General features: G+C 73.0%; 19 protein-coding genes and 1 tRNA gene. 5 read left to right on the top strand and 15 right to left on the bottom strand.

What is annotated here, in order from left to right:
- Positions 1 to 91: 91 nt before the first annotated feature.
- From ACWD0J_RS09820 to ehuB, 5 genes are all read right to left on the bottom strand, one after another.
- Positions 92 to 850, bottom strand: coding sequence for an IclR family transcriptional regulator (locus ACWD0J_RS09820; protein WP_451495250.1), 759 nt, complete (start codon positions 848 to 850; stop codon positions 92 to 94).
- A 263-nt stretch (positions 851 to 1113) separates the two neighbouring features.
- Entirely contained in the window at positions 1114 to 1884 is a 771-nt protein-coding gene (ehuA, locus tag ACWD0J_RS09815) for an ectoine/hydroxyectoine ABC transporter ATP-binding protein EhuA (RefSeq protein WP_451495252.1), read from the bottom strand.
- 34 nt (positions 1885 to 1918) lie between these two features.
- A complete protein-coding gene (gene ehuD / locus ACWD0J_RS09810; protein ID WP_451495249.1) occupies positions 1919 to 2572 on the bottom strand; it encodes an ectoine/hydroxyectoine ABC transporter permease subunit EhuD in 654 nt (217 codons plus the stop codon).
- Entirely contained in the window at positions 2572 to 3300 is a 729-nt protein-coding gene (gene ehuC, locus ACWD0J_RS09805; protein ID WP_451495248.1) for an ectoine/hydroxyectoine ABC transporter permease subunit EhuC, read from the bottom strand. Before ehuC ends, ehuD begins: the two co-directional genes overlap by 1 nt.
- Positions 3297 to 4226 carry an ectoine/hydroxyectoine ABC transporter substrate-binding protein EhuB gene (gene ehuB, locus ACWD0J_RS09800; protein WP_451495247.1) on the bottom strand — a complete coding sequence of 310 codons (930 nt, stop codon included), beginning with the start codon at positions 4224 to 4226 and terminating at the stop codon, positions 3297 to 3299. Before ehuB ends, ehuC begins: the two co-directional genes overlap by 4 nt.
- Before the next feature lie 164 nt (positions 4227 to 4390).
- Here ehuB and ACWD0J_RS09795 point away from each other — a divergent pair, with 164 nt between their 5' ends.
- A complete protein-coding gene (locus tag ACWD0J_RS09795) occupies positions 4391 to 4885 on the top strand; it encodes a DUF3830 family protein (RefSeq protein WP_451495246.1) in 495 nt (164 codons plus the stop codon).
- Here the strand turns inward: ACWD0J_RS09795 and ACWD0J_RS09790 are convergent.
- Together ACWD0J_RS09790 and ACWD0J_RS09785 are read right to left on the bottom strand one after the other, a co-directional pair.
- Positions 4866 to 6257, bottom strand: coding sequence for an amidase (locus ACWD0J_RS09790; protein WP_451495245.1), 1392 nt, complete (start codon positions 6255 to 6257; stop codon positions 4866 to 4868). The genes ACWD0J_RS09795 and ACWD0J_RS09790 overlap by 20 nt on opposite strands.
- Positions 6258 to 6276: 19 nt before the next feature.
- Positions 6277 to 7248 carry a D-2-hydroxyacid dehydrogenase gene (locus ACWD0J_RS09785; RefSeq protein WP_451495244.1) on the bottom strand — a complete coding sequence of 324 codons (972 nt, stop codon included), beginning with the start codon at positions 7246 to 7248 and terminating at the stop codon, positions 6277 to 6279.
- A 197-nt stretch (positions 7249 to 7445) separates the two neighbouring features.
- Between ACWD0J_RS09785 and ACWD0J_RS09780 the strand changes: the two genes are divergently transcribed.
- The 3 genes from ACWD0J_RS09780 to ACWD0J_RS09770 all read left to right on the top strand — a co-directional run bounded on the left by ACWD0J_RS09780 (position 7446) and on the right by ACWD0J_RS09770 (position 10252).
- Positions 7446 to 8267 (top strand): maleate cis-trans isomerase family protein, encoded by an 822-nt coding sequence (locus ACWD0J_RS09780; RefSeq protein ID WP_451495243.1) that lies wholly within the window; start codon positions 7446 to 7448, stop codon positions 8265 to 8267.
- Positions 8264 to 8995 (top strand): maleate cis-trans isomerase family protein, encoded by a 732-nt coding sequence (locus ACWD0J_RS09775; RefSeq protein ID WP_451495242.1) that lies wholly within the window; start codon positions 8264 to 8266, stop codon positions 8993 to 8995. The genes ACWD0J_RS09780 and ACWD0J_RS09775 overlap by 4 nt, the downstream gene beginning before the upstream one ends.
- Before the next feature lie 162 nt (positions 8996 to 9157).
- A complete protein-coding gene (locus ACWD0J_RS09770; protein WP_451495241.1) occupies positions 9158 to 10252 on the top strand; it encodes an LLM class flavin-dependent oxidoreductase in 1095 nt (364 codons plus the stop codon).
- A gap of 25 nt (positions 10253 to 10277) precedes the next feature.
- On the opposite strand, the gene ACWD0J_RS09765 is transcribed toward ACWD0J_RS09770, so the two are convergent.
- Positions 10278 to 12086: a putative bifunctional diguanylate cyclase/phosphodiesterase gene (locus tag ACWD0J_RS09765; RefSeq protein WP_451495240.1), complete on the bottom strand. Its 1809-nt coding sequence runs from the start codon at positions 12084 to 12086 to the stop codon at positions 10278 to 10280.
- 313 nt (positions 12087 to 12399) lie between these two features.
- Here ACWD0J_RS09765 and ACWD0J_RS09760 point away from each other — a divergent pair, with 313 nt between their 5' ends.
- Complete coding sequence (locus ACWD0J_RS09760) at positions 12400 to 13662, top strand: M6 family metalloprotease domain-containing protein (RefSeq protein ID WP_451495239.1); 1263 nt, start codon at positions 12400 to 12402, stop codon at positions 13660 to 13662.
- A gap of 104 nt (positions 13663 to 13766) precedes the next feature.
- On the opposite strand, the gene ACWD0J_RS09755 is transcribed toward ACWD0J_RS09760, so the two are convergent.
- The 7 genes from ACWD0J_RS09755 to ACWD0J_RS09725 form a co-directional block, all read right to left on the bottom strand.
- Positions 13767 to 13840: transfer RNA gene (locus ACWD0J_RS09755), tRNA-Lys, on the bottom strand.
- Entirely contained in the window at positions 13831 to 14451 is a 621-nt protein-coding gene (locus ACWD0J_RS09750) for a bifunctional DNA primase/polymerase (protein WP_451495238.1), read from the bottom strand. The genes ACWD0J_RS09755 and ACWD0J_RS09750 overlap by 10 nt, the downstream gene beginning before the upstream one ends.
- A gap of 126 nt (positions 14452 to 14577) precedes the next feature.
- A complete protein-coding gene (locus ACWD0J_RS09745) occupies positions 14578 to 14946 on the bottom strand; it encodes a hypothetical protein (RefSeq protein ID WP_451495237.1) in 369 nt (122 codons plus the stop codon).
- A gap of 154 nt (positions 14947 to 15100) precedes the next feature.
- Entirely contained in the window at positions 15101 to 16438 is a 1338-nt protein-coding gene (locus ACWD0J_RS09740; protein WP_451495236.1) for an AAA domain-containing protein, read from the bottom strand.
- Entirely contained in the window at positions 16435 to 18024 is a 1590-nt protein-coding gene (locus tag ACWD0J_RS09735; protein WP_451495235.1) for a hypothetical protein, read from the bottom strand. Before ACWD0J_RS09735 ends, ACWD0J_RS09740 begins: the two co-directional genes overlap by 4 nt.
- Positions 18015 to 19145 carry a hypothetical protein gene (locus tag ACWD0J_RS09730; protein ID WP_451495234.1) on the bottom strand — a complete coding sequence of 377 codons (1131 nt, stop codon included), beginning with the start codon at positions 19143 to 19145 and terminating at the stop codon, positions 18015 to 18017. Before ACWD0J_RS09730 ends, ACWD0J_RS09735 begins: the two co-directional genes overlap by 10 nt.
- Entirely contained in the window at positions 19096 to 20049 is a 954-nt protein-coding gene (locus ACWD0J_RS09725; RefSeq protein ID WP_451495233.1) for a phosphatase PAP2 family protein, read from the bottom strand. The genes ACWD0J_RS09730 and ACWD0J_RS09725 overlap by 50 nt, the downstream gene beginning before the upstream one ends.
- Positions 20050 to 20102 lie beyond the last annotated feature (53 nt).

Below are 20102 nucleotides of genomic sequence, written 5' to 3'. Positions count from 1 at the left end.
GTACGCGGACGACCCTCCGCCTTGCGATGCACCGCACCAGACGCCGCGAGCCCCGCCCTCCGGGCGAACGACGCCACTTTCGAAACACGCCCTAGATCGCCAGGGACAGCAGCACCGGGGCCGCGCCCCGGTTCAGCCGGTCCGCGGCCTGGCGCAGGCGGTGGGCGTGCTCGACCGGCAGGGACAGGGCCAGGCAGCCGACCGAGGAGCCGGCGGTGATCGGGACGGCCGCGCACACCGTGCCGACCGCGTACTCCTGGAGGTCGAGGTGGGGCACGGTCGGCGGCTGGGACTCCAGGCGGGAGAGCAGCAGCTTGTCGCTGGTGATGGTGCGCGAGGTCAGGCGGGCCATCTTGTGACGGGAGAGGTGGTCACGCCGGCCGTTGTGGTCGAGCTGGCCGAGCAGGCTCTTGCCGATCGCGGTGGCGTGCGCGGAGTAGCGGAAGTCGACCCACTCGTTCACCGCGGGGGTCGCGGGTCCGGCGGCGTACTGGGTGACGTCGATCTCCCCGTCGACGTACCGGCTGATGTAGACGGCGGCGCCGACCGAGTCGCGCAGCCGGTCCAGGGTGCGCTGGAGCTTCTCGCGCAGGGCCTGCTCGCGGTCCTCGGCGGAGCCCAGGCGGGTCAGGGCGGCGCCGGTGACGTACGCCCCGTCGGCCACCTGCTCGACGTAACCCTCGCGGCGCAGCATCCGCAGGAGCGTGGTCAGGCGCTCCGGGCTGAGGCCGGTCAGGGTGGCGAGCCGGCTGTCGGTCACTCCGGCGGTGTGCCGCGCCACCGTCTCCAGGATGCGCAGCGCGTCCTGGGTCGAGTGGTACGGCGCGGTCGGCTCGTGCATCAGCGCCACGGTGTTTCCCCCTGCGCTCGCTCGGTCGCTCTACGGCTGGGCCGTGATCCGGACAGCGAATCCCTTCCACGATAACGGCCAAGAGGCATGGGGGGAGGGGTTGTTGCCGAGTTCGTCGGTGCTGTCCAGGTGCTGTCCACGCCCCCCAGCAGCAGCGAACGACAACGGCATATGCCACAGGCAGGTTCTGGGGCCGTTGCACACCGGCCCCGGGGCGGGCCCGCCCGCTCTGCCCGCCCCGGGGCCCCGGCCGCCACGGGCCTTCAGAGCACGGCGCTCAGGAACTGCCGGGTCCGCTCGTGATCGGGTTCGGTGAACATCTTCTGGGGCGGACCGGACTCGATCACCCGGCCCGCGTCGAACATGAGGACGTCGTCGGAGATGTCCCGGGCGAAGTTCATCTCGTGGGTGACGACGAGCATCGTGATGTCCGTCGTGTGCGCGATGTCGCGCAGGACGTCCAGCACCCCGGCCACCAGCTCGGGGTCGAGCGCGGAGGTGACCTCGTCGAGCAGCAGGACCTGGGGGCGCATGGCGAGGGCGCGGGCGATGGCGACGCGCTGCTGCTGGCCGCCGGACAGCTGGGTCGGGTACTTGTCCGCGTGCTCGGTCAGACCGACCAGTTCGAGCAGCCCGCGGGCCCGCTCCTCGGCCTCGTCCTTCGACATGCCGAGGACGTGCACCGGGGCCTCGGTGATGTTCCGCCTGACCTTCATGTTCGGGAAGAGGTTGAACTGCTGGAACACCATGCCGATGTTCTTGCGCACCTCACGCACGTGCTTCTCCCCGGCCGGCACGAGCCTGCCGTTGCGCTCCTCGTGGGTGAGGTACTCGCCGCCGACCCTGATGGTGCCCTCGTCGGGCTTGGCCAGGGTCATCAGCAGCCTCAGGATCGTCGTCTTGCCCGATCCGGAGGGACCGATCAGCGTGACGTGCTTTCCGGACGAGACGGTGAAGTCCAGGGAGTCCAGCACGGTGTTGGCACCGAAACGCTTGGTGACCTTGTCGAAGCGGATCAGCTCGCTGCCGTCCACCGCGGGGTTGCCGGTTTCTTTCGAGAGGCTGCTGTCAGCGGACAAGGCGACGCTCCAGGACTCGCAGAAGGACGGAGGTGGGGTACGAGATCACGATGAAGAGCACACCGACGACGGTGATCGGCTCCATGTAGTCGAAGGTGGTCGCGCCGATGCTGTTGGCCTCGAAGAGCATGTCGGCCACGGTGATGGCCGAGAGCATCGGCGTGTCCTTGAACATCGCGATCACGTAGTTGCCGAGGGCGGGAACCACCCGCCGGAAGGCCTGCGGCAGGATCACGGAGAGCCAGGTGCGCCCGCGCGGGAGACTCAGCGCGGTGGCCGCCTCCCACTGGCCCTTCGGCACCGCGTCGATGCCGGCGCGGTAGACCTCGGCGGTGTACGTCGAGTAGTGCAGCCCCAGGCCGATGACGCCGGTGGTCAGCGCCCCGAAGGCCAGCCCCCAGCTCGGCAGGACGAAGAAGAGGAAGAACAGCTGCACCAGCAGCGGCGTGTTGCGAACGAACTCGACGAGGGCACCGACCGGCCAGGTCACCCAGCGGGACGGTGAGCGCAGCGCCATCGCCCACACCAGACCGAGGGCGAAGGCCGCCAGTGAGCCGAGCAGCGTCGCCTGGACGGTGATCCACAGCCCGTCGAGGAGCTGCGGCATGATGTCGCCGACGTACTCCCATGACCAGGTGTTCATCAGTGGCCACCTCCGACGGCGGACGGCTGTGTGCTCCGCTCCGGGACGGGCGGCCGGCGCGAGAACCAGCCGCCGCCCTCCGGTGCCTGGCCGATCGACGCCTTGGCGCGGCGCTCCAGCACCCGCATGACCCGGGTGACGACGAACGCGATCACGAAGTACATCACCAGGATGATCCCGTAGACCTGGGCGCTCTCCCCGGTGGACAGCCGGGCCAGCTTGGCCTGGAAGGTGAGTTCGCCGATGGACAGCAGGGAGGCCAGCGCGGTGCCCTTGAGCAGCTCGATCAGCAGGTTGTTGAAGGGCGGCATCATCTCCGGCACCGCCTGCGGCAGGATCACCTTGCGCATCCGCTGCCAGGGCGTGAAGCTCAGCGCGATCGCCGCCTCGCGCTGCGCGGGTGCCACCGACTGGAGCGCGCCGCGCACCACCTCGGAGCCGTAGGCGCCGTAGGAGAGGCCGAGGGCGAGGGTGCCCGCCCACATGCCGGCGAGCTGCCAGCCGAGCAGGGGCAGCGCGAAGAACAGCCAGAACATCAGCACCAGCGCCGAGGTGCCGCGGAAGAACTCCACGTAGACACCGGACAGGAAGCGGACGATCCACAGGCGGGAGGTCCGTGCCACGCCGATGCCGAAGGCGACGACGGCCGCGAGGAGGGCGCTGTAGACCATCAGCTGGATGGTGATCCACGCGCCCTTGAAGAGGAGTTCCCACAGAGGTCCGGTCATTTGTCGCAGAGCTCCTCTGCGGTCAGATCCGTCATGAACTCCTCGGTGAACCCGAAGGGCCTGGCGATCCGCAGGAGTTCACCGCTCTGTTTCATCTTCCGCAGCTCACGGTTGAAGGCGTCCCGCAGTGCGGTCTCGCCCAGCCGGAAGCCGTAACCGCCGCCGTCCCGCTGCGGCTTGCCGTCGACCTCCGGAGTGAACGGATCGGTCATCCCCACCTTCGGGTGCGCGCCGGCCCTGAGGGCCTCGATCATGGTGAGGGCCGTTCCCGCGAAGCAGTCGATACGCCCGGCTTCGAGCGCCTCCAGGCCGGCGATCTGATCGCCGTACGTCTGGATGCTGTCCTCCTTCACGCCGTTGGCCACGGCGTAGTCGAACTCCGCGTAGCCGACGCCGGTTCCCATGCGCAGGCCCTGTTCGGCGACGTCCTGGTAGGACGTGATCCTGTCCGGGTTGCCCTTGGGGACGAGGAACCCGTCCTTCGACTCGTAGTCCGGGTCGGAGAAGAGGACCGCCTGGCAGCGGCTCCTGTTGATGAACATGCCCGCGACGATCACATCGAACTGGAAGGAGAGCAGCCCGGGGACGAGGGAGCCGAACTCGACCGGTACCGGCTCGAAGTCCTCGACGCCCAGCCGCTGGAAGATGGTCCGGGAGACGGCCGGCGCCTCACCGGTGAGGTTCCCCTGGGAGTCGATGGAGGCATAGGGCGGCTCGCTCGCTATGCCCATGCGCACGGTGCCCTTGCGGCGCAGGTCGTCCAGGAGGTGGCCGCCGTCGGTCGCCCCGGTGACGTCGACCCGCGCGCATCCGGTCGTCGCGCCGAACGCACCCGCCGTGCCCACCGCCGCCGCGCCGGCGAGCAGCGAGCGGCGGCGGAGCCCTCTTCGATTGCTTCCTGTCATGTACGCCTGTGGTGGAGCCATGGGCGCGCGCCTACCCACACCGATCACCGCCATGCGGGGTGTGAGGGGCGGTGGATGTGGAGGGCGTGTGGCGATATCGGGCGGTGACCACCTGCGCGTACCGGGGGAGGTGTTCTGCTGGAGGGAACCGGACCGCCACCGTCAGCACCTGTACAGGAGGCCGAATGGCCGACCGTCACATCGAAGTCTCCCTGCGCGAGCGCGGAGTCCACTGCACGGCGAAACTGCTCGACGAGCGCGCGCCGCGCACCTGCGCGGCGGTGTGGGACGCCCTTCCGCTGGGCGGCGACGTCTACCACGCGAAGTACGCACGCAACGAGATCTACGCCCTTCTCCCGCCGTTCGCCGAGGAGGAGCCCCCGCTGGAGAATCCGACGGTGACCCCCATTCCCGGAGACCTCTGCTACTTCTCCTTCGCGGGCACCGAACTGAGCACCAAGGCCTACGGCTACGGCACCGGCGTACGCCCCGGCACCACCGTCGTCGACCTCGCCCTCTTCTACGAACGCAACAACCTGCTGCTCAACGGGGACGTGGGCTGGGTCCCCGGCATCGTCTGGGGCCAGGTGACCGAGGGCCTCGACGCGATGGCCGAGGCCTGCAACGACCTGTGGCGGACCGGAGCGGCCGGGGAGACGCTCAGCTTCCGGCGGCTGTGACGCCCGACGCGTACAGCGTGTGAGCCGCGCGCAGGACGAGATCGTCGCGGTGGCGGGCGGCCACGAGCTGAAGACCCACGGGCAGCCCGTCGCCGTCCGTCCCCACCGGCACGGAGGCCGCCGGCTGCTGGGTCATGTTGAAGGGGTACGTGAACGGCGTCCAGCCCGTCCAGCGGCGGTGGCCGGAGCCCTTGGGGACCTCGGCGCCCGCCTCGAACGCGGTGATCGGCAGGGTCGGGGTGACCAGCAGGTCGTAGGAGTCGTGGAAGCGGCCCATCCGGCGGCCCAGCTCCATGCGGACGTCGACCGCGGCCAGGTAGTCGAGGGCGCTGTACCGGGCGCCCAGCTCGCAGATCTCCCGCAGCCCGGGGTCGAGCGACTCCCGCTGCCGCGGCCCGAGGGGCTGGGTCACCCGGGCGGCGCCGCTGAACCACAGGGTGTGGAAGGCGTCCACCGGGTCGGTGATGTCGGGGTCGGCCTCGGTGACGTACGCGCCGAGATCCGCCAGCCGCTCCACCGCACGCCGTACCGCGGAGGCGACCGCCGGCCGCACCGCCACCTGCCCGCCGAGGGACGGCGAGTAGGCGATCCTGAGCCCTCGCACCCCGCCGGACAGGCCCGCCGAGAAGGGGCCGGCGGCCGGCGCGAGCGCCGACCAGTCGCGGGAGTCGGGAACCCCGATGACGTCGAGGAGCAGGGCCGCGTCCGCCGCGTCCCGGGCCATCGGGCCCACGTGGGCCAGGGTGCCGAAGGCGCTCGCCGGGTGCAGCGGCACCCGGCCGTACGTCGGCTTCAGCGCGAAGATCCCGCAGAACGCGGCCGGGATCCGGACACTGCCGCCGCCGTCGGTGCCCAGCGCCAGCGGGCCCGCGCCGAGCGCCACGGCCGCCGCCGCGCCGCCGCTGGAGCCGCCCGCGGTGCGGGTGGGGTCGTGCGGATTGCGGGTCACGCCGGACAGCGGCGAGTCCGTGACCCCCTTCCAGCCGAACTCCGGGGTCGTGGTCTTGCCGAGGAAGACGGCGCCGTGCTCGCGCAGCCGGGCCACGGACGGGGCGTCCTCGTCCCACGGGCCCCGCTCCGAGATCGTCGTGGAGCCCTTGAGCGTCGGTGCGCCCCGCAGCAGCAGGATGTCCTTCACGGTGACCGGGACACCGTCCACCAGCCCCGCCGGTTCACCGCGCCGCCACCGGTCCTCGGACGCCCGCGCCCGCGCGAGGGCCTCCTCCGCGAAGAGGCGGACGAAGGCGTTCACCGCCGGCTGGATCGCCTCCGCGCGGTCCAGGGCCGCGCGGGTCGCCTCCACGGGGCTGAAGTCGCCCCTGCGGTAGCCGTCGACGAGTCGCAGTGCGGTGAGTTCGTTGAGCTCCGTCATCCGGCCCCTCCGTAGGACGTCAGTGTCCGGGTACGTACCCGCGCTTCTTGTCCACCACGTTCGGCAGCGGCCGGCCGGCCTCCCAGTGCTCGTACAACTCCACGAACTGGGCGGCCAGTTCGTCCCGCCAGCCGATCGTGTCGCCGCTCATGTGCGGGGACACGATCAGGTTCGGCACCCGCCACAGCCCACTGTCCGGTGCGAGGGGCTCGTGCGCGAAGACGTCCAGGGCCGCGCCCGCGATCCACCGCTTGGTCAGCGCCTCGACCAGCGCCTCCTCCACGACCAGCTGTCCCCGGCCGATGTTGATGAAGCGGGCGGAGGGCTGCATGATGCCGAAGCGCCGGGCGTCGAACATGCCGTGCGTCCGCTCCGTGAGCGGCGCCGCCGCGATCACCCAGTCCGCGCGGGCCATCAGCCGGTCCAGGTCGTCCGGGCCGTGGACGCCGGCGCGCGGGGTGCGGCCGACGAGCGCGGCGGTGACACCGAGCGCTGTGAGGGTGGCGACGATCGCCCGCCCGATGGGCCCGGACCCGACGACGCACGCGCGCGTGCCGGCCACCCGCTGCGACTCGCGGTGGAGCCAGGTCCGCTGCCGCTGCGACTCCCAGGTCCGCGGCAGGTCCTTGGCCATCGACAGGACCAGCGCGGCGACGTACTCGGCGATCGGCTGGTCGAAGACACCGCGCGCGTTCGTCACCACCGTGTCGCAGGCGGCGAGTTCGGGGCACATCAGATGGTCGACGCCGGCGCTCGCCGTGTGCACCCAGCGCGGCCGCGGGCCCTCGCCGGGCCAGGCCCGGCGCACCGCGTGCGAGGTGAAGTCCCACACCAGCAGCACGTCGGCGTGCGGCAGCCGCTCGGCGAGGGCCGACTCGTCCGTGTGCTCCACGCGGGCCCGGCCGGTGAGCCTGCCGAGGCGGGGGAGCGGATCGGCGTCCAGCACGAGGAGGGTGGGGGCGGACGGGGGACCGGAGGGGGGAGCGGTCATGCGCGAGCCGTTCGAGAAGCGGGTTTTCCGGGAGTGAGGGCCGTCCGACGTGGGCGGACACAAGAGGGTGACCGAGGCGTGACGCGGGCGTCACAAGGGCGGATTGACCACGCTCGCACCCGAACCTACCTTCGTCAACACGGGCATGTGCACGGTCCGTTGTCCCCTGGTCCCTCAGCGTGAGGCCGGTGTCTGTCATGGACGTCTCGTTTCTGGGGGGCCCACGCCCTCAGCGCGGTGTCGGGGTCGTCGCCCCGTTCGACTTCGCCCTCGACCGGGAACTGTGGCGCTGGGTGCCCGACGAGGTCTCCCTGCACCTGACCCGGACGCCGTACGTCCCGGTCGAGGTCAGCCTCGACCTGGCGCGCCTGGTCAGCGAGCACCAGACCCTGCACGACGCGGTGCGCACGCTGACCGCGATCGCGCCCGAGGTGGTGGCCTACGCCTGCACGTCCGGCAGCTTCGTCGGCGGGATCGCCGGGGAACGCGCGATGTGCGAGGCGATGACCCGCTCGGGCGCGCAGCCGTCGGTGACGACGTCCGGGGCGCTGCTGGAGGCCCTCACGGAACTCGGCGTACGCCGGGTGGCCCTGGTGACGCCGTACACGGTGTCCGTGACCCGCGCGCTGGAGGAGTACGTGGCCGAAGCGGGCGTCACCGTCAGCGGCTGCGCGTACATGGGCCTGACCAGGCACATCTGGAAGGTTCCCTACCGGGACGTGGCGGACATGGCCCGCCGGGCCGCCCGGGACGGCGCCGACGCGCTGTTCATCAGCTGCACCAACCTGCCGACGTACGACGTCATCCCCCAACTGGAGGCGGAGCTGCGGATCCCGGTGATCTCGGCCAACCAGGTCACGATGTGGGCGGCGCTGCGCCGACTGGGTACCCGAGCGGTGGGACCGTACCAGGCGCTGATCGATCCGGCGGCACGGTTCGGTCCCGCACTGCCCGACGTTCCGGGACTGCCGGACGCACCGGCACTGCCGGACGAAGAACAGCAGGAAGGCTGGACATGACCGCACTGGGATTCCTCTATCCGGGCCACTCCGCCGAGGACGACTACCCGCGCATCGAGCAGCTGCTCGGCAGCGACGTCCGGCTGGACCTGGTGCACACCGACATCGGTGAGGACGCCCACCGGGTCGACGCCCTGCTCCGGATGGGCTCCGCCGAGCGGCTCGCGGCGGGCGTCGGGGAACTGCGGATGTCCGGCGCGGAGTCGGTGGTCTGGGCCTGCACCAGCGGCAGCTTCGTGTACGGCTGGGAGGGCGCCCACGAGCAGGTACGCGCCCTCGCCCTCGCGGCGGGCATGCCGGCCTCCTCCACGTCCTTCGCCTTCGTGCACGCGGTGCGGGAGCTCGGGACCGGGCGGGTGGCGGTCGGCGCGACCTACCCCGAGGACGTGGCGTCGCTCTTCGCGGAGTTCCTGCGGGCGGCCGGCGTGGAGGTGACCGGGGTCCGCGGCTCCGGGATCATCACGGCGGCGGAGGTCGGGACATGGGGGGAGGAGGAGGTGTTCGCGCTGGCCCGGGAAGCCGACAGCGCGGACGCTCAGGCGGTGCTCCTCCCGGACACGGCCCTGCACACGGCGGCCCACATCCCGGCCCTGGAGAAGGAACTCGGCAAGCCGGTGCTGACGGCGAACCAGGTCACGGTCTGGGAGGCCCTGCGCCTGGCGGACCGCCGGGTGAACGCCCCGAGCCTGGGCGCCCTCTTCACCAGGGAACCCCTCGTCCAGGCGTGAGTCCCTCCTGACGAAGGCCGGTCGCGGGGGTGACCGGGCCGGGGCGGAGCCCCGGGCGGTCACCCCCGCGACCGGCGCACCGGGCCGGAATAAGCGGAGACACCCTCCTGTTAACCCCCGGAGGACACGACACCGCACGGCCGAACACAGGAGGCACCCACCGTGACCGCAACGCCAGACGAGATCCGGGGGACCACCCACGGCACCGCCCCCGCCCCCCTGTCCGTCCTGGACCTGGTCACCGTCGGCGCCGGCCGCACCGCCACCGACGCCCTGCGCACCAGCGTCGCCCTGGCCAGGCTCGCGGAGTCCCGCCGCTTCCACCGCTACTGGGTCGCCGAACACCACTCCATGCCGGGCGTGGCGTCCAGCTCCCCCGCCGTGATCCTCGCCCACCTGGCCGCCCACACCACCCGCATCCGCCTCGGCTCGGGCGGCGTGATGCTCCCCAACCACGCCCCGCTGGTCATCGCGGAACAGTTCGGCACGCTGGAGGCCATGGCCCCGGGCCGGGTGGACCTCGGCCTCGGCCGGGCCCCCGGCACCGACGGCGCCACCGCCGCCGCCCTGCGCCGCTCCGACCGCCTCGACGAGGCCGCCGACGACTTCCCCCAGCAGCTCGCCGAACTCGTCCGCTTCCTCGACGACGACTTCCCGGACGGGCACCCCTACCGCCGGATCCACGCGGTCCCCGGCCCGGTCCAGGCCACCTCCCCCGGCGGCGTGCAGTCACCGCACCGCCCGCCCGTCTGGCTCCTCGGCTCCTCCGGTTTCAGTGCCCGGCTCGCCGGCACCCTCGGCCTGCCCTTCGCCTTCGCGCACCACTTCTCGGCGCAGCACACCATCCCGGCCCTGGACCTGTACCGGGAGTCCTTCCGGCCCTCCGCCGTGCTGGACCAGCCGTACGCCCTCATCGGCGTCTCCGCCCTGGCCACCGAGGACCCGCACGAGGCCCGCCGCCAGATCATGGCCGCCGCGCTCAACATGATCCGGCTGCGCACCGGCCGCCCCGGGCTCGTCCCCACCCCCGAAGAGGCCGAGACCTACGCGTTCAGCCCGATGGAGCGCGACTTCGTCGACTCCTGGAACGCCAACGTCATCCACGGCACCCCCGACGAGGTCCGCTCCGGCCTCGACGACCTCCACAAGCGCACGGGCGCCGACGAGCTGATGATCACCGGCAACGCCCACAGTGGGGACGTCCGCCTGCGCTCGTACGAACTCATCGCGGACGCCTACGGACTGCCCGCCGCCTGAGCCCCGGGCCTGGTCACGGGCCCGCTCACACCCCGACCCCCAGCAATCCGGAGATACGATCCGGCGGCACCGGCCGCGAGTACAGCCACCCCTGGCCGGTGTCGCAGCCGATCCGCCGCAGCCGGGCGGCCTGCGCCGACGTCTCCACGCACTCCGCGGTGACCGTCAGCCCGAGCCGGTGGGCGAGCTGGATCATCGCCTCGACGACGACCTCGTCCGCCGGGTTCGGGGGGACGCCCTCGCCCTCGTACTGGAAGCCCCGCACGAACGAGCCGTCCAGCTTCAGCACCGACACCGGCAGCCGGCTCAGGTACGCCAGGTTCGAGTAGCCGGTGCCGAAGTCGTCGATGGCGATGTGCACGCCCATGCCGCTGAGCGCCTGGAGCGCCTGGAGCGGGCGGCCCGCCGAGCCCATCACCGCCGACTCGGTGAGCTCCAGCTGCAGGAGACGGGGTGCCAGGCCGGTCTCCGCGAGGATCTCCGCCACGTCCGCGACCAGGTCGGAGTCCCAGACCTGACGGACCGCCACGTTCACGCTCACGAAGATCGGCGGTTCGTCGGGGTGGTCCAGCTGCCACTGCCGCGCCTGCCGGCAGGCGGTGGCCAGAACCCACCGCCCCAGCTGCACGATCGAGCCGTCCTCCTCGGCCAGTCCGATGAACCGATTCGGCGTCAGCACACCGAACTGCGGGTGGTTCCAGCGCACCAGCGCCTCGACGCCCCGCAGCCGGCCGTCCTCCATCCCCACCAACGGCTGGTACTCCAGCACGAACTCGCCGCGCTCGATCGCCGGCCGCAGGGTGGAGGCGAGGGCCTGCCGGGTCATGCGGTGGGCGTTGCGCTCCGGGTCGAAGAGGGTCCAGCGGGCCTTGCCGTCCGCCTTGGCCCAGTACAGCGTCGTGTCGGCGGCCTGCATCAGCCCCGTCGCGCTGGTGCCCGCCGCCCGCCGTTCCACCACGCCGATCGAGGCCGACACCGACAGCCGCTGCCCGGAGAGGTCGAACGGAGCCTGGACCGCCTTCTGCACGGCCTCGGCGAGATCGGCGAGCTGCTCGGTGCCGGTGGAGTCCTCGACCAGGAGCGCGAACTCGTCACCGCCGAGCCGGGCGACCAGCGGCGCGCTGATCCGGCCGCGGCCGGCCTCGTCGGCGCAGCGCGTGAGCCGGTCGGCGACGGCGGCCAGCAGCCGGTCGCCGACCCGGTGGCCGAGCGTGTCGTTGACCGCCTTGAAGCCGTCCAGGTCCAGGTAGCACAGGCCGACCCGCCCGGTGCCGCCCGGCTCGTACGCCTCCGCCTCCAGCGCGGCCGAGAGCCGTTCGAAGAACAGCGCCCGGTTGGGCAGCCGGGTGACCGGGTCGTGCATCTGCAAGTGCCGCAGCCGCGCCTGTAGTTCACGGCGGGCGCTGATGTCGGCGACGGACAGCAGGACCGAGCCGGGCCCGTCTCCCTTCAGGGGAGCGACCGTGACCTGCACCCACAGGGACTGGCCGTCGGAGTGCTTGAGCCGGCGGGTGCAGCGCAGCCTGGCCTGCCGGCCGCGCAGGACCTCCCGGTAGGCGTGCCAGGTGCGGGCGTCGGAGGCCAGGTCCACCAGGTCCGCGGCGATCCGTCCGGCCAGCGCGTCCGGCGCACTGCCGAGCAGGTCCGCGAAGGCGGTGTTGGCGCCGACGACCAGGCCCTCGCGGTCCACGACGGCCATGGCGAGCGGGGCGGCCGTGAAGACCGACCGGTAGGTGGAGGGTTCGGCACCGGGCGCCGCATTGGCATCACTCTCTGTGACGGCTGACCGGTCGAGGTCTGCCGCGGGCGTCGGCCCTTCGGACGTTCCGCTCACCGCTCGCTCCCGCAGTGCACTCGATCGCTGTCCGGCAGGAAAGTGTGCCGATCATAGAGGCTGCCCCAAGGCCCTTCCAGCCACTGTCCAGTGTCCCGGACCGAGCGGCCTTTCTGACAGATCGTTTCTGCTCGGACCGCGGACGGCTTCTGCGGGCGCCTGACCAGTTGTGACGTTCCGTGAGCAGTTCGGGGGTGTCGCGTCTGACGGACCTTCGGCCCTCTCACTCGTCTGGTGCAGATAAACAGGGCCTTGTACGACAAACTCACACAATCTGGGTGCGGTGTCCCGTGAACCGCTCCCGGAGGTCCCTGTGCCGCGTCCGCTCCCGCGCCCCCGACTGCGCAGCACCGCGGCCGTGTTCACCACCCTGTCGGCCCTCGCGGCGACCTCCCTCGTCACCGGCCCCTCCGTCGCCGAGCCGTTCTCGGCGGCACCGTGCGCCCTCCAGCGCACCGAGGCCCACCACTCGGAGGGCCTGGACACCTGGAACGCCGCCTATCCGCGGCCGACCCGGGAGCTGGACGCGGTGATGGTCTTCCTGTCGTTCCCGGACTCGACCCCGCTGACCAGCCCCGGCCAGCTGACCGCCGACCACTTCCCGGCCACCAGCGACTTCTTCCAGCGCGCCTCCTACGGCAGGTTCACCCTGCGCCCGCATCCCCTGCGGGACTGGATCCGGATGCCGCACCCTTCCACGTCGTACGCCATACAGCGGGACTGGAGCGCCCCGCACCGCGCCGCCTATCTGCGCGACGCGCTCGCCGCGGCCGACGGGCAGGTCGACTTCTCGCGCTACGACGTCGTCTACTTCGTCGCCGACCCGGACGCGCCCGGCGTGGACTCGGACGCGACGAAGGTGGTGAACCTGGACATGCCGCTGCGGGCCGACGGCACGGACATCCGCCGGGTCGTCACCGTGTTCGAGCAGCATCCGCCGGACCGGCTGGTTCTGGCCCATGAGACCGGGCACGTCTTCGACCTGCCGGACCTCTACCACCGGCCGGTGGACGGCAAGGGCGACTGGGACACGCACGTCGGCGACTGGGACCTGATGGGCAGCCAGTTCGGGCTGGCGCCGGACCTGTTCGGCTGGCACAAGTGGAAGCTCGGCTGGCTGGAGCCGCGCCAGGTGGCGTGCGTACGGGAGAGCGGGCCGACCCGGCTGACGCTGGAGCCGCTGGGCGCGGGGCCGGGCGTCCCGGTGGTGGGCGCCGCCGGGGCGCCGGCCTTCGGGCTGGGCCACGGGACCAAGCTCGCCGTCGTCCGCACCGGCGCCGACAGCGTGCTCGCCTTCGAGGCGCGCGGACCGGTGGGCAACGACACGGCGGCCTGCCGGCCGGGCATCCTCGTCTACCGGGTGAGCGGCGCGGCGGAGTCCGGCCGGGGCCCGGTCGAGGTGCTGGACGCCCATCCGCGCACCGACGCCTGCTGGGAGAACTCGGTCTACCCGCCCCTCGCGGACGCCCCGGTCGCCCTCGGCGAGAGCTTCACCGTGCCGGGAGAGAACGTCCGGGTGGAGGCGGAGGGCCGGACCGCCTCGGGGGCGTGGACGGTGAAGATCACGGTCGGGTGACCGCTCGGGCGACGCGGCAAGGCGGTGAGGGCGGCGACACGTGCAGAAACAACGATGGCGAGGCGGGCTCGCGCTTCCGCGAACCTGCCTCGCCATCGTCACCGTGCGCCGCCAGGGACTCGAACCCCGGACCCGCTGATTAAGAGTCAGCTGCTCTAACCAACTGAGCTAGCGGCGCCTGCTGACGTCGTAGACATTAGCACCCTGATCGGCGGGAGGAAAAATCGATATCCGCACGGCCGCGCGGGCCGCCCGGACGGCTGCCCAGAGCAGGATCTCCGGGCCCGGCAGCCACGGGCGGCGGGTGTCCGGGGCGACCAGCCAGCGCCCGTCGGGCCTGCCGGGGGAGCCGCCGGTACCGCTCGGGGCGGGGACGGTCACCGCGTCGCCGGTGCCGTGGCACAGCAGCGGCGGGACGGCGCCCGTACGGCCGAACTCCTCCCAGTGCAGCAGGGAGGGCAGCCGCTGGGCCGTGCCGGGCGCGGCGAACAGCAGCATCCGGCCCCGGAACGCCGCGACCGGTCCCGGCCCCGGCCCTTCCGCCCGCAGCCGGTCGAGCATGCGGCGCCCGAAGACGGCGGGCGCGCTGACCACGTCGAAGGCGGAGCCGCAGGGCAGCACGACCGGCGCGTGAGGCCGCTTTGCCCACAGCGCCAGGGCGCTGCGCGCAGGAGAGGTCCCCGCGGAGGCCAGCCAGGCGGCGCCGTCCGCGGTGACGCCCGAGACGTCGAAGCGGTCGTCGCGGTGAGGGGAGAACGGCGGTGGTGGCTCATTCCGTGGACTGCTCATGCCTCTACGTCTACGGGGCGTGAGCGGGCCGGTTCGCATAGTTGCCGGAAAACGGGACGCGGAAGGACGGGAGGGGGTATCTTGCCCGCCTGGCATATGCCCGGGTAAAGGCGCGTGCCCGGTACGTCACACCGGGTCGGCGGGCCCTCGGCCCTCCGCGCCGCCCCGCATGAGGTCCCGGCCGAACTCGACCATCTTCTTCGCGTAGTCCTCGGTCCACTCGGCCCGCTCGGCGATGTCCGCCGCGGTCAGCCGGTCGAAGCGGCGCGGGTCGGCCAGCTGGGCCGCCGCGATGGCCTGGAACTCCACGGCCCGGTCGGTCGCCGCGCGGAACGCGTGCGTGAGTTCCGTCGCACGGGCCAGCAGCGCCCGGGGGTCGTCGATCGACTCCAGATCGAAGAAGTGCTCCGGGTCGGCGGCGGCCTGCGCGGGCTCGAAGAGCAGGGGCGCGGGGCGTAGCCGCGGTTCGTTCCGACGCGGCGTGGGCTCCGCCATGTCTTCTCCTCCTCGTACGTCAGGGATGACCCGTCTGGATCGGGCCACCGTCCATTGTCCCGCGCCCGCGCAAGGGGGCCTGATGCTGTGGGCGGTGTCCCTGGACACTCCCGCGGTATCAGGGCCTCCCGGCCCGGGATGTTCCCGGCGCCGGTCACGGCCGCCATGCCACCCGGTGTCGCGCCAGGTGTGCCAGTACCGCGTGGTTCGCCTCCCAGCCGTCCGGGAACTTCACCACTGTGCCCAGCTGGACCGGTTCCGTCGACGGGTAGTCGTCCAGGAGGTCGGTGACGCCCGCCCGGCAGACCACGACGCACGCGTGCCGGTGGCGGGAGGCCAGGACGCACAGGCGGCCCGTCTCCAGGTGGAACGCGGTCGCGTCGGGGCGGCCGGAGAGAGGGTGCAGAACGACCGTGACGTCGTACTCGCGGCCCTGGAGGCGGTTCGCCGTGTCGACGGTGACGTCCGCCACGCCCAGCTCGGTGAGCGCCGCGCGGACGGCCGCAGCCTGGTCCCGGTGGGCCGTGCCGACCGCGATCCGGTCGGCGGTCAGCGGGGTGGGCTCGGGCGAGCGCTCCGACGTGGCCGCGCCGCCCCGGTCCAGCAGCCGGCGTACGACCGCCGCCACCGCCCGCACCGCCTCCGGGTCCGTCCGCGGAGTGTGCCGCGCGGGCAGTTCCAGCAGGCCCCAGCCCGACTCCGCGGCCTCGTCGATCACCCGGTCGGGTCCGGAGCCGTCCGACGGGACGGCGAAGGCGAGCCGCCGGTCGTCGTGGCCGGTGCCGCTGCGGAACGGCGTGTACGGGTAGAAGGCTTCGGAGACCAGGGGCGCCGCCGACGCCGGGAGCCGCCAGGACACCGGCAGGCGGTGCTGCGGCAGCTCGGGATTGTGGGCGAGCAGAGTCGTCACCGCGGAGGCCGAGGGGTCGTACGACAGGCCCGCCCACTGCTCGCTGCCCACGATCGCGAACGGGTCCAGCTGGCCGGGGTCGCCCACGAACAGCGCCCGCTCGAACAGACCGGCCACGGCGAGCAGCGCGTCGGAGCGCATCTGGTAGGCCTCGTCGACGATCGCGTGCCGCCACGGCTCGTCGGCCTTGACGTGCCCCCACTTGGCGGCCGTCGAGATCACCACCGCCAGCCCGCCGAGGTCGCCCGCCTTGGCCGACTTGCGTACGTTCGGCAGGTCGTCGAGCGCCTTGTCGTACGGGTCGCTGTCGCTGCTGTGCAGGCGGCCCACCGGCAGGCCGGGGTTCTTCTCGGCGAGCCGCAGCACCAGGTCGTCGACCTGGGCGTTGGTCTGCGCGACGACCATCAACGGCTGCCCGGCGTCGGCGAGTTCCAGCGCGGCCCGGACGACGAGCGTGGACTTGCCGGCACCGGGCGGGGAGTCGACGACGACGCCCCGGTGCGTGCCGTGCAGGGTGTCGTGCAGGATCGCCTCGGTGGCCCGCGCGGCCTCGGCACCGGGGTCGAAGGCAGGCGCGGTCACAGGACGTCCTCCGGGGTCACGGGGTCGGGATCGGGAACCGTCGCCTCACCGGGCGGTCCGCCGTGCGTCCACGGGGTGTCCTCCGGGTCGGGCAGCTTCACGCCGCCGCGCTGCTCGTGCTCGAAGAGGGTGAAGCAGAGCCGGTCGCCCTTCTCCGGCACCGAACCGGGCTCGGGCTCCTTGCCGCGGCCCATCTTGTCGACGATCCGCAGGACCAGCAGATCCTCCGCCTCCTGGCCCACGAACTCGGCGGCCTGCGGCTTGCCGCCCAGCGAGCGGTACACCCGGGCCCGTTCACCCAGGTGCGGCCGGTCGTCGGTGCGGACGGTGACCAGCGGGCGGGGGCTGGGCCGTCTGCCCTCGCTGTACGCCATCACGACATCGGTGACCTCGCCCGCGAACGCCTCCCCGGCCAGCCGCCGCCCGGCCATCACCAGCGGGTCGTCCAGCGCCTCCTGAGCCTCCAGACGGGCCTGTTCACGCTCGCGCGCGGCCAGCTTGTTCGCGGCGGTGACCGCGTCGTCGCGGCGCGGCTGCGGGGGCTCGCCGGCCAGGACACGGTCGCGGTGGGCGGTGAACGACCAGCGGTCGCGGGTCCACCGCTCCTCGACGTGACCGCCCTCCGGCAGCGCCCGCAGCAGGTCCAGGCCCCGCCACACCGCGTCCCAGGTGGGCCGCGTCCGGCTCTCCACCAGGGCGCGCACCTCGCGCTCGGCGGCGGTGAGGATGCCGAGCCGGTCGTCGGCCTGCAGGCCGTCCTCGGCGGCGGCCAGGGCGAGACGGGCACGGTCGTAGCGCTCGAAGGCGGGGGCGAGGAGCCTGTTGTCGAACGCCGGGTCGGTGGCCGGGCCGGCGGGCGGGCACAGCAACTGGCCGTCCGCGTCCCGCTGGAGCTCCGCCCGCAGCGCCGCCTCGGCGCCGGACACGCCCTCCGGCGGGTCGATCCAGGCGAGCAGCGCGCCCAGGTGCTGGTCCTCCAGGGTGGACTGGCCCGTCGCCCAGTGCCGGGCCAGGACGTCGGTCATGGCGAGCAGCAGCGAGGAGCCGGGCACCCGGGCCCGCTCCCCGAAGTGGGTCAGCCACCGGCCGAGCAACGGCAGCCGGGGCGGCGCGGGATACGGGGTCTCCGGGTCCTGCTCCGCCGTCCGCCGAAAGCGCATGGAGCGCCCGAGCAGCCGCACGAACTCGACGCCGGCGCGGCTGGGCACGATCAGCTGCGGGGCGTCCGCGCACAGGTCCACCTCGACCTTGACCCGCTTGCCGGTCTCCGGGTCGGTCTCGGTGCGTTCGGCGGCCTCGACGGCCTCGGCGTAGGTGTCCACGTACGGCAGGATCACGTCGGCCAGTTCGGCGAGGAACGCGAACCTCAGGTCGCGGTCGCGCGGCTGCGGCACGGCCAGCAGCCGCGGCGCGTCCCGGTCCGTGCCCACCAGGGCGCCGAGCGGGGCGCCGGCCTCACCGGCGGTGGTGAGCGGCACGAGGACGAGCGGCCGCTCGGACAGCCGGCGGTGCCGGACGGTCGCGGCGGGCTGGGCGCGGCCGGTGCTGACGGCTTCCAGCCGGGCGAGGGTGGAGATCAGCGACATGCCGCCTCCTGCCGGCTCGCCAGCGCCTCCGACCGCAGGGCCGCCGCCCTCCTGAGCGCGGCCACCGCCGGGTCGTCCGGGTCCCCGGCCTCCCCGCGGGCCGCCGCCAGGACGTCGTCGACCGTCGTCAGGCCGCCCAGTTCGGCGCGGACCGCGCGGCCGAGGGAGGTCACCGCGCCGGCCGTGCGGGAACGGTCACGGCAGTGGAAGGCCAGCTCGCAGGCGGACAGGCACTCGGGCGCGTACGCCGCCGGGACCGCCTCGACGGCCGCCGTGAGCTGGTCGGCGGGCAGCTCGGGGGAGAAGCAGGTGCCCTCCGGAAGGGCGTCGGCGATGTCCTGGAGGCGGGTGAGGCGGGCCAGCTGCCGGGCGGTCACCGCGCGCTGCCTGCGGATGTCGACCGCGGACGCGGCGGGCAGGTTGGAGAAGTCCTTGGGGCACACCAGCAGCACGTGGTGGCGCACGCGCGGGGGCGGATCCAGCCGGGCGGCGACCTCCTCCAGCGCCAGCACGTACACCGCCGCCTGCCGGGCCGCGGCGCCGACCTTCGCCGGGTCCGCGGAGCCGTCCAGCATCGGGAAGGACTTGATCTCGACGACCGTCCAGCCGCCGTCCGGGTGCACGACCACCGCGTCCGGCTCCAGGAAGGCGGGCGAACCGGCCACGCCGAGCGCCAGCATCGGATGGCCGAGCAGCGTCCAGCCGCCGGCCGCGGTGGCCTCGCGCAGGGCGAGCGCGGTACGGGCGGTGCGGCCCTCGGGGCCGATCGCGGTGAGGTCGGGCACCTGGGCGTGCGACGGCGGCTCGGCCGCCGGGTCCAGCTTCTCGTGCACCAGGCGCAGCAGTTCCGCGCCGCCGTCCGACGTGACCCGCGCCTCGAACGCGTTGCCCCGGGTCAGCGCGAACTGCGACTGCCCGAACGCGGAGGGCGCGCCCAGCGCGCTCGCCAGCGCCGTCTTGTTCACCCCGGCGCCGTCGAGGATCGCGCGCCGCTCGCACCCGGGGTTGGCGGCGAGCGCCGCGAGGGCGCGCGCGTCCAGGGCCTTGGCCGGTACGTCGGGGCCGCGCAGCTCAGCGAGCCGGTGCCGGAGCGCCTTCTCCCGTGTCCGTGGGGGAGGCACTCGGTTCGGCTCCGCCTGCGAACCTGGACTCGCGCTGCCGTGGAATGTGCTCACTCGCGGAAGTCTGGCATCCGGCACTGACAAGTGGGGCATGTGCGCCGGGAGAGCCTGCCGCGACGACCGCGAAGCGGGCCCGCAGCAACGCCCCCGCCCGCTCCGCGCCCCGGATGACGTGCGGCGCGAGCAGCAGCCCGGCGCCCATCACCGCGGCGCCCGCGACCGCGTCCAGGAAGTAGTGGTTCGCGGTGCCCATCACCACGATCGTCGTCACCAGCGGGTAGACGACACCGGCGGTCTTCGCGGTACGCGTCCGGCCGTAGCGCCACAGCAGCACTCCGCACCACAGCGCCCAGCCCACGTGCAGGCTCGGCATGGCCGCGTACTGGTTGGTCATACCGCCCAGGCCCCGCGGAGCGCTCGCCTCGCCGCCCCACCAGCCGTACGAGCTGTACTGGGCCATCGTGTCCACGAAGCCGTGGCTCGAGGCGAGCAGGCGGGGCGGACAGGTCGGCAGCAGGGTGAAGCCGATCAGGCCGATGAAGGTGGACGTCATCAGCCACGTGCGGGCCATCCGGTAGTGCACGGCGTGCGACCGGAACACCCAGATCAGGACGGCCGGCGTGACCAGGTAGTGCAGCGAGGCGTACAGGAAGTCCGCGGGCACGCCGATCCACGCCTGCTGCGTGAACAGCCGGTTGAGAGGGTGCTCGGCGTTGATGCGCAGCACCTTCTCGACGCGCAGGATCGCCAGGCCGTGGTCGACGGCGCTCGCGACGTCGCCCCGGGCGAGGAGCCGGCCGGCGGAGTAGCAGGCGTACACCAGGAGGATCAGCGGCAGCTCGGTCCACCAGCGCAGCCGGGTCCGCGAGGCCGCCTCGATGCCTGGTGTCACGGTCTGCGGCATCCGATCGCCCTCCCCCTTCGTCTCGCGCGCCCGGTGGTCCTGCCCGGTCGTGC

The sequence above is a fragment of the Streptomyces sp. NPDC003011 genome (genome assembly GCF_053591515.1).
This window is presented reverse-complemented; position numbering and strand designations above follow the sequence as displayed.

Coding starts and splice junctions, on each gene's coding strand:
- ehuD (WP_451495249.1), bottom strand. CDS start 2,572: ATGAACACCTGGTCATGGGAGTACGTCGGCGACATCATGCCGCAGCTC.
- ehuC (WP_451495248.1), bottom strand. CDS start 3,300: ATGACCGGACCTCTGTGGGAACTCCTCTTCAAGGGCGCGTGGATCACC.
- ehuB (WP_451495247.1), bottom strand. CDS start 4,226: ATGGCTCCACCACAGGCGTACATGACAGGAAGCAATCGAAGAGGGCTC.
- ACWD0J_RS09795 (WP_451495246.1), top strand. CDS start 4,391: ATGGCCGACCGTCACATCGAAGTCTCCCTGCGCGAGCGCGGAGTCCAC.
- ACWD0J_RS09790 (WP_451495245.1), bottom strand. CDS start 6,257: ATGACGGAGCTCAACGAACTCACCGCACTGCGACTCGTCGACGGCTAC.
- ACWD0J_RS09785 (WP_451495244.1), bottom strand. CDS start 7,248: ATGACCGCTCCCCCCTCCGGTCCCCCGTCCGCCCCCACCCTCCTCGTG.
- ACWD0J_RS09780 (WP_451495243.1), top strand. CDS start 7,446: ATGGACGTCTCGTTTCTGGGGGGCCCACGCCCTCAGCGCGGTGTCGGG.
- ACWD0J_RS09775 (WP_451495242.1), top strand. CDS start 8,264: ATGACCGCACTGGGATTCCTCTATCCGGGCCACTCCGCCGAGGACGAC.
- ACWD0J_RS09750 (WP_451495238.1), bottom strand. CDS start 14,451: ATGAGCAGTCCACGGAATGAGCCACCACCGCCGTTCTCCCCTCACCGC.
- ACWD0J_RS09745 (WP_451495237.1), bottom strand. CDS start 14,946: ATGGCGGAGCCCACGCCGCGTCGGAACGAACCGCGGCTACGCCCCGCG.
- ACWD0J_RS09735 (WP_451495235.1), bottom strand. CDS start 18,024: ATGTCGCTGATCTCCACCCTCGCCCGGCTGGAAGCCGTCAGCACCGGC.
- ACWD0J_RS09725 (WP_451495233.1), bottom strand. CDS start 20,049: ATGCCGCAGACCGTGACACCAGGCATCGAGGCGGCCTCGCGGACCCGG.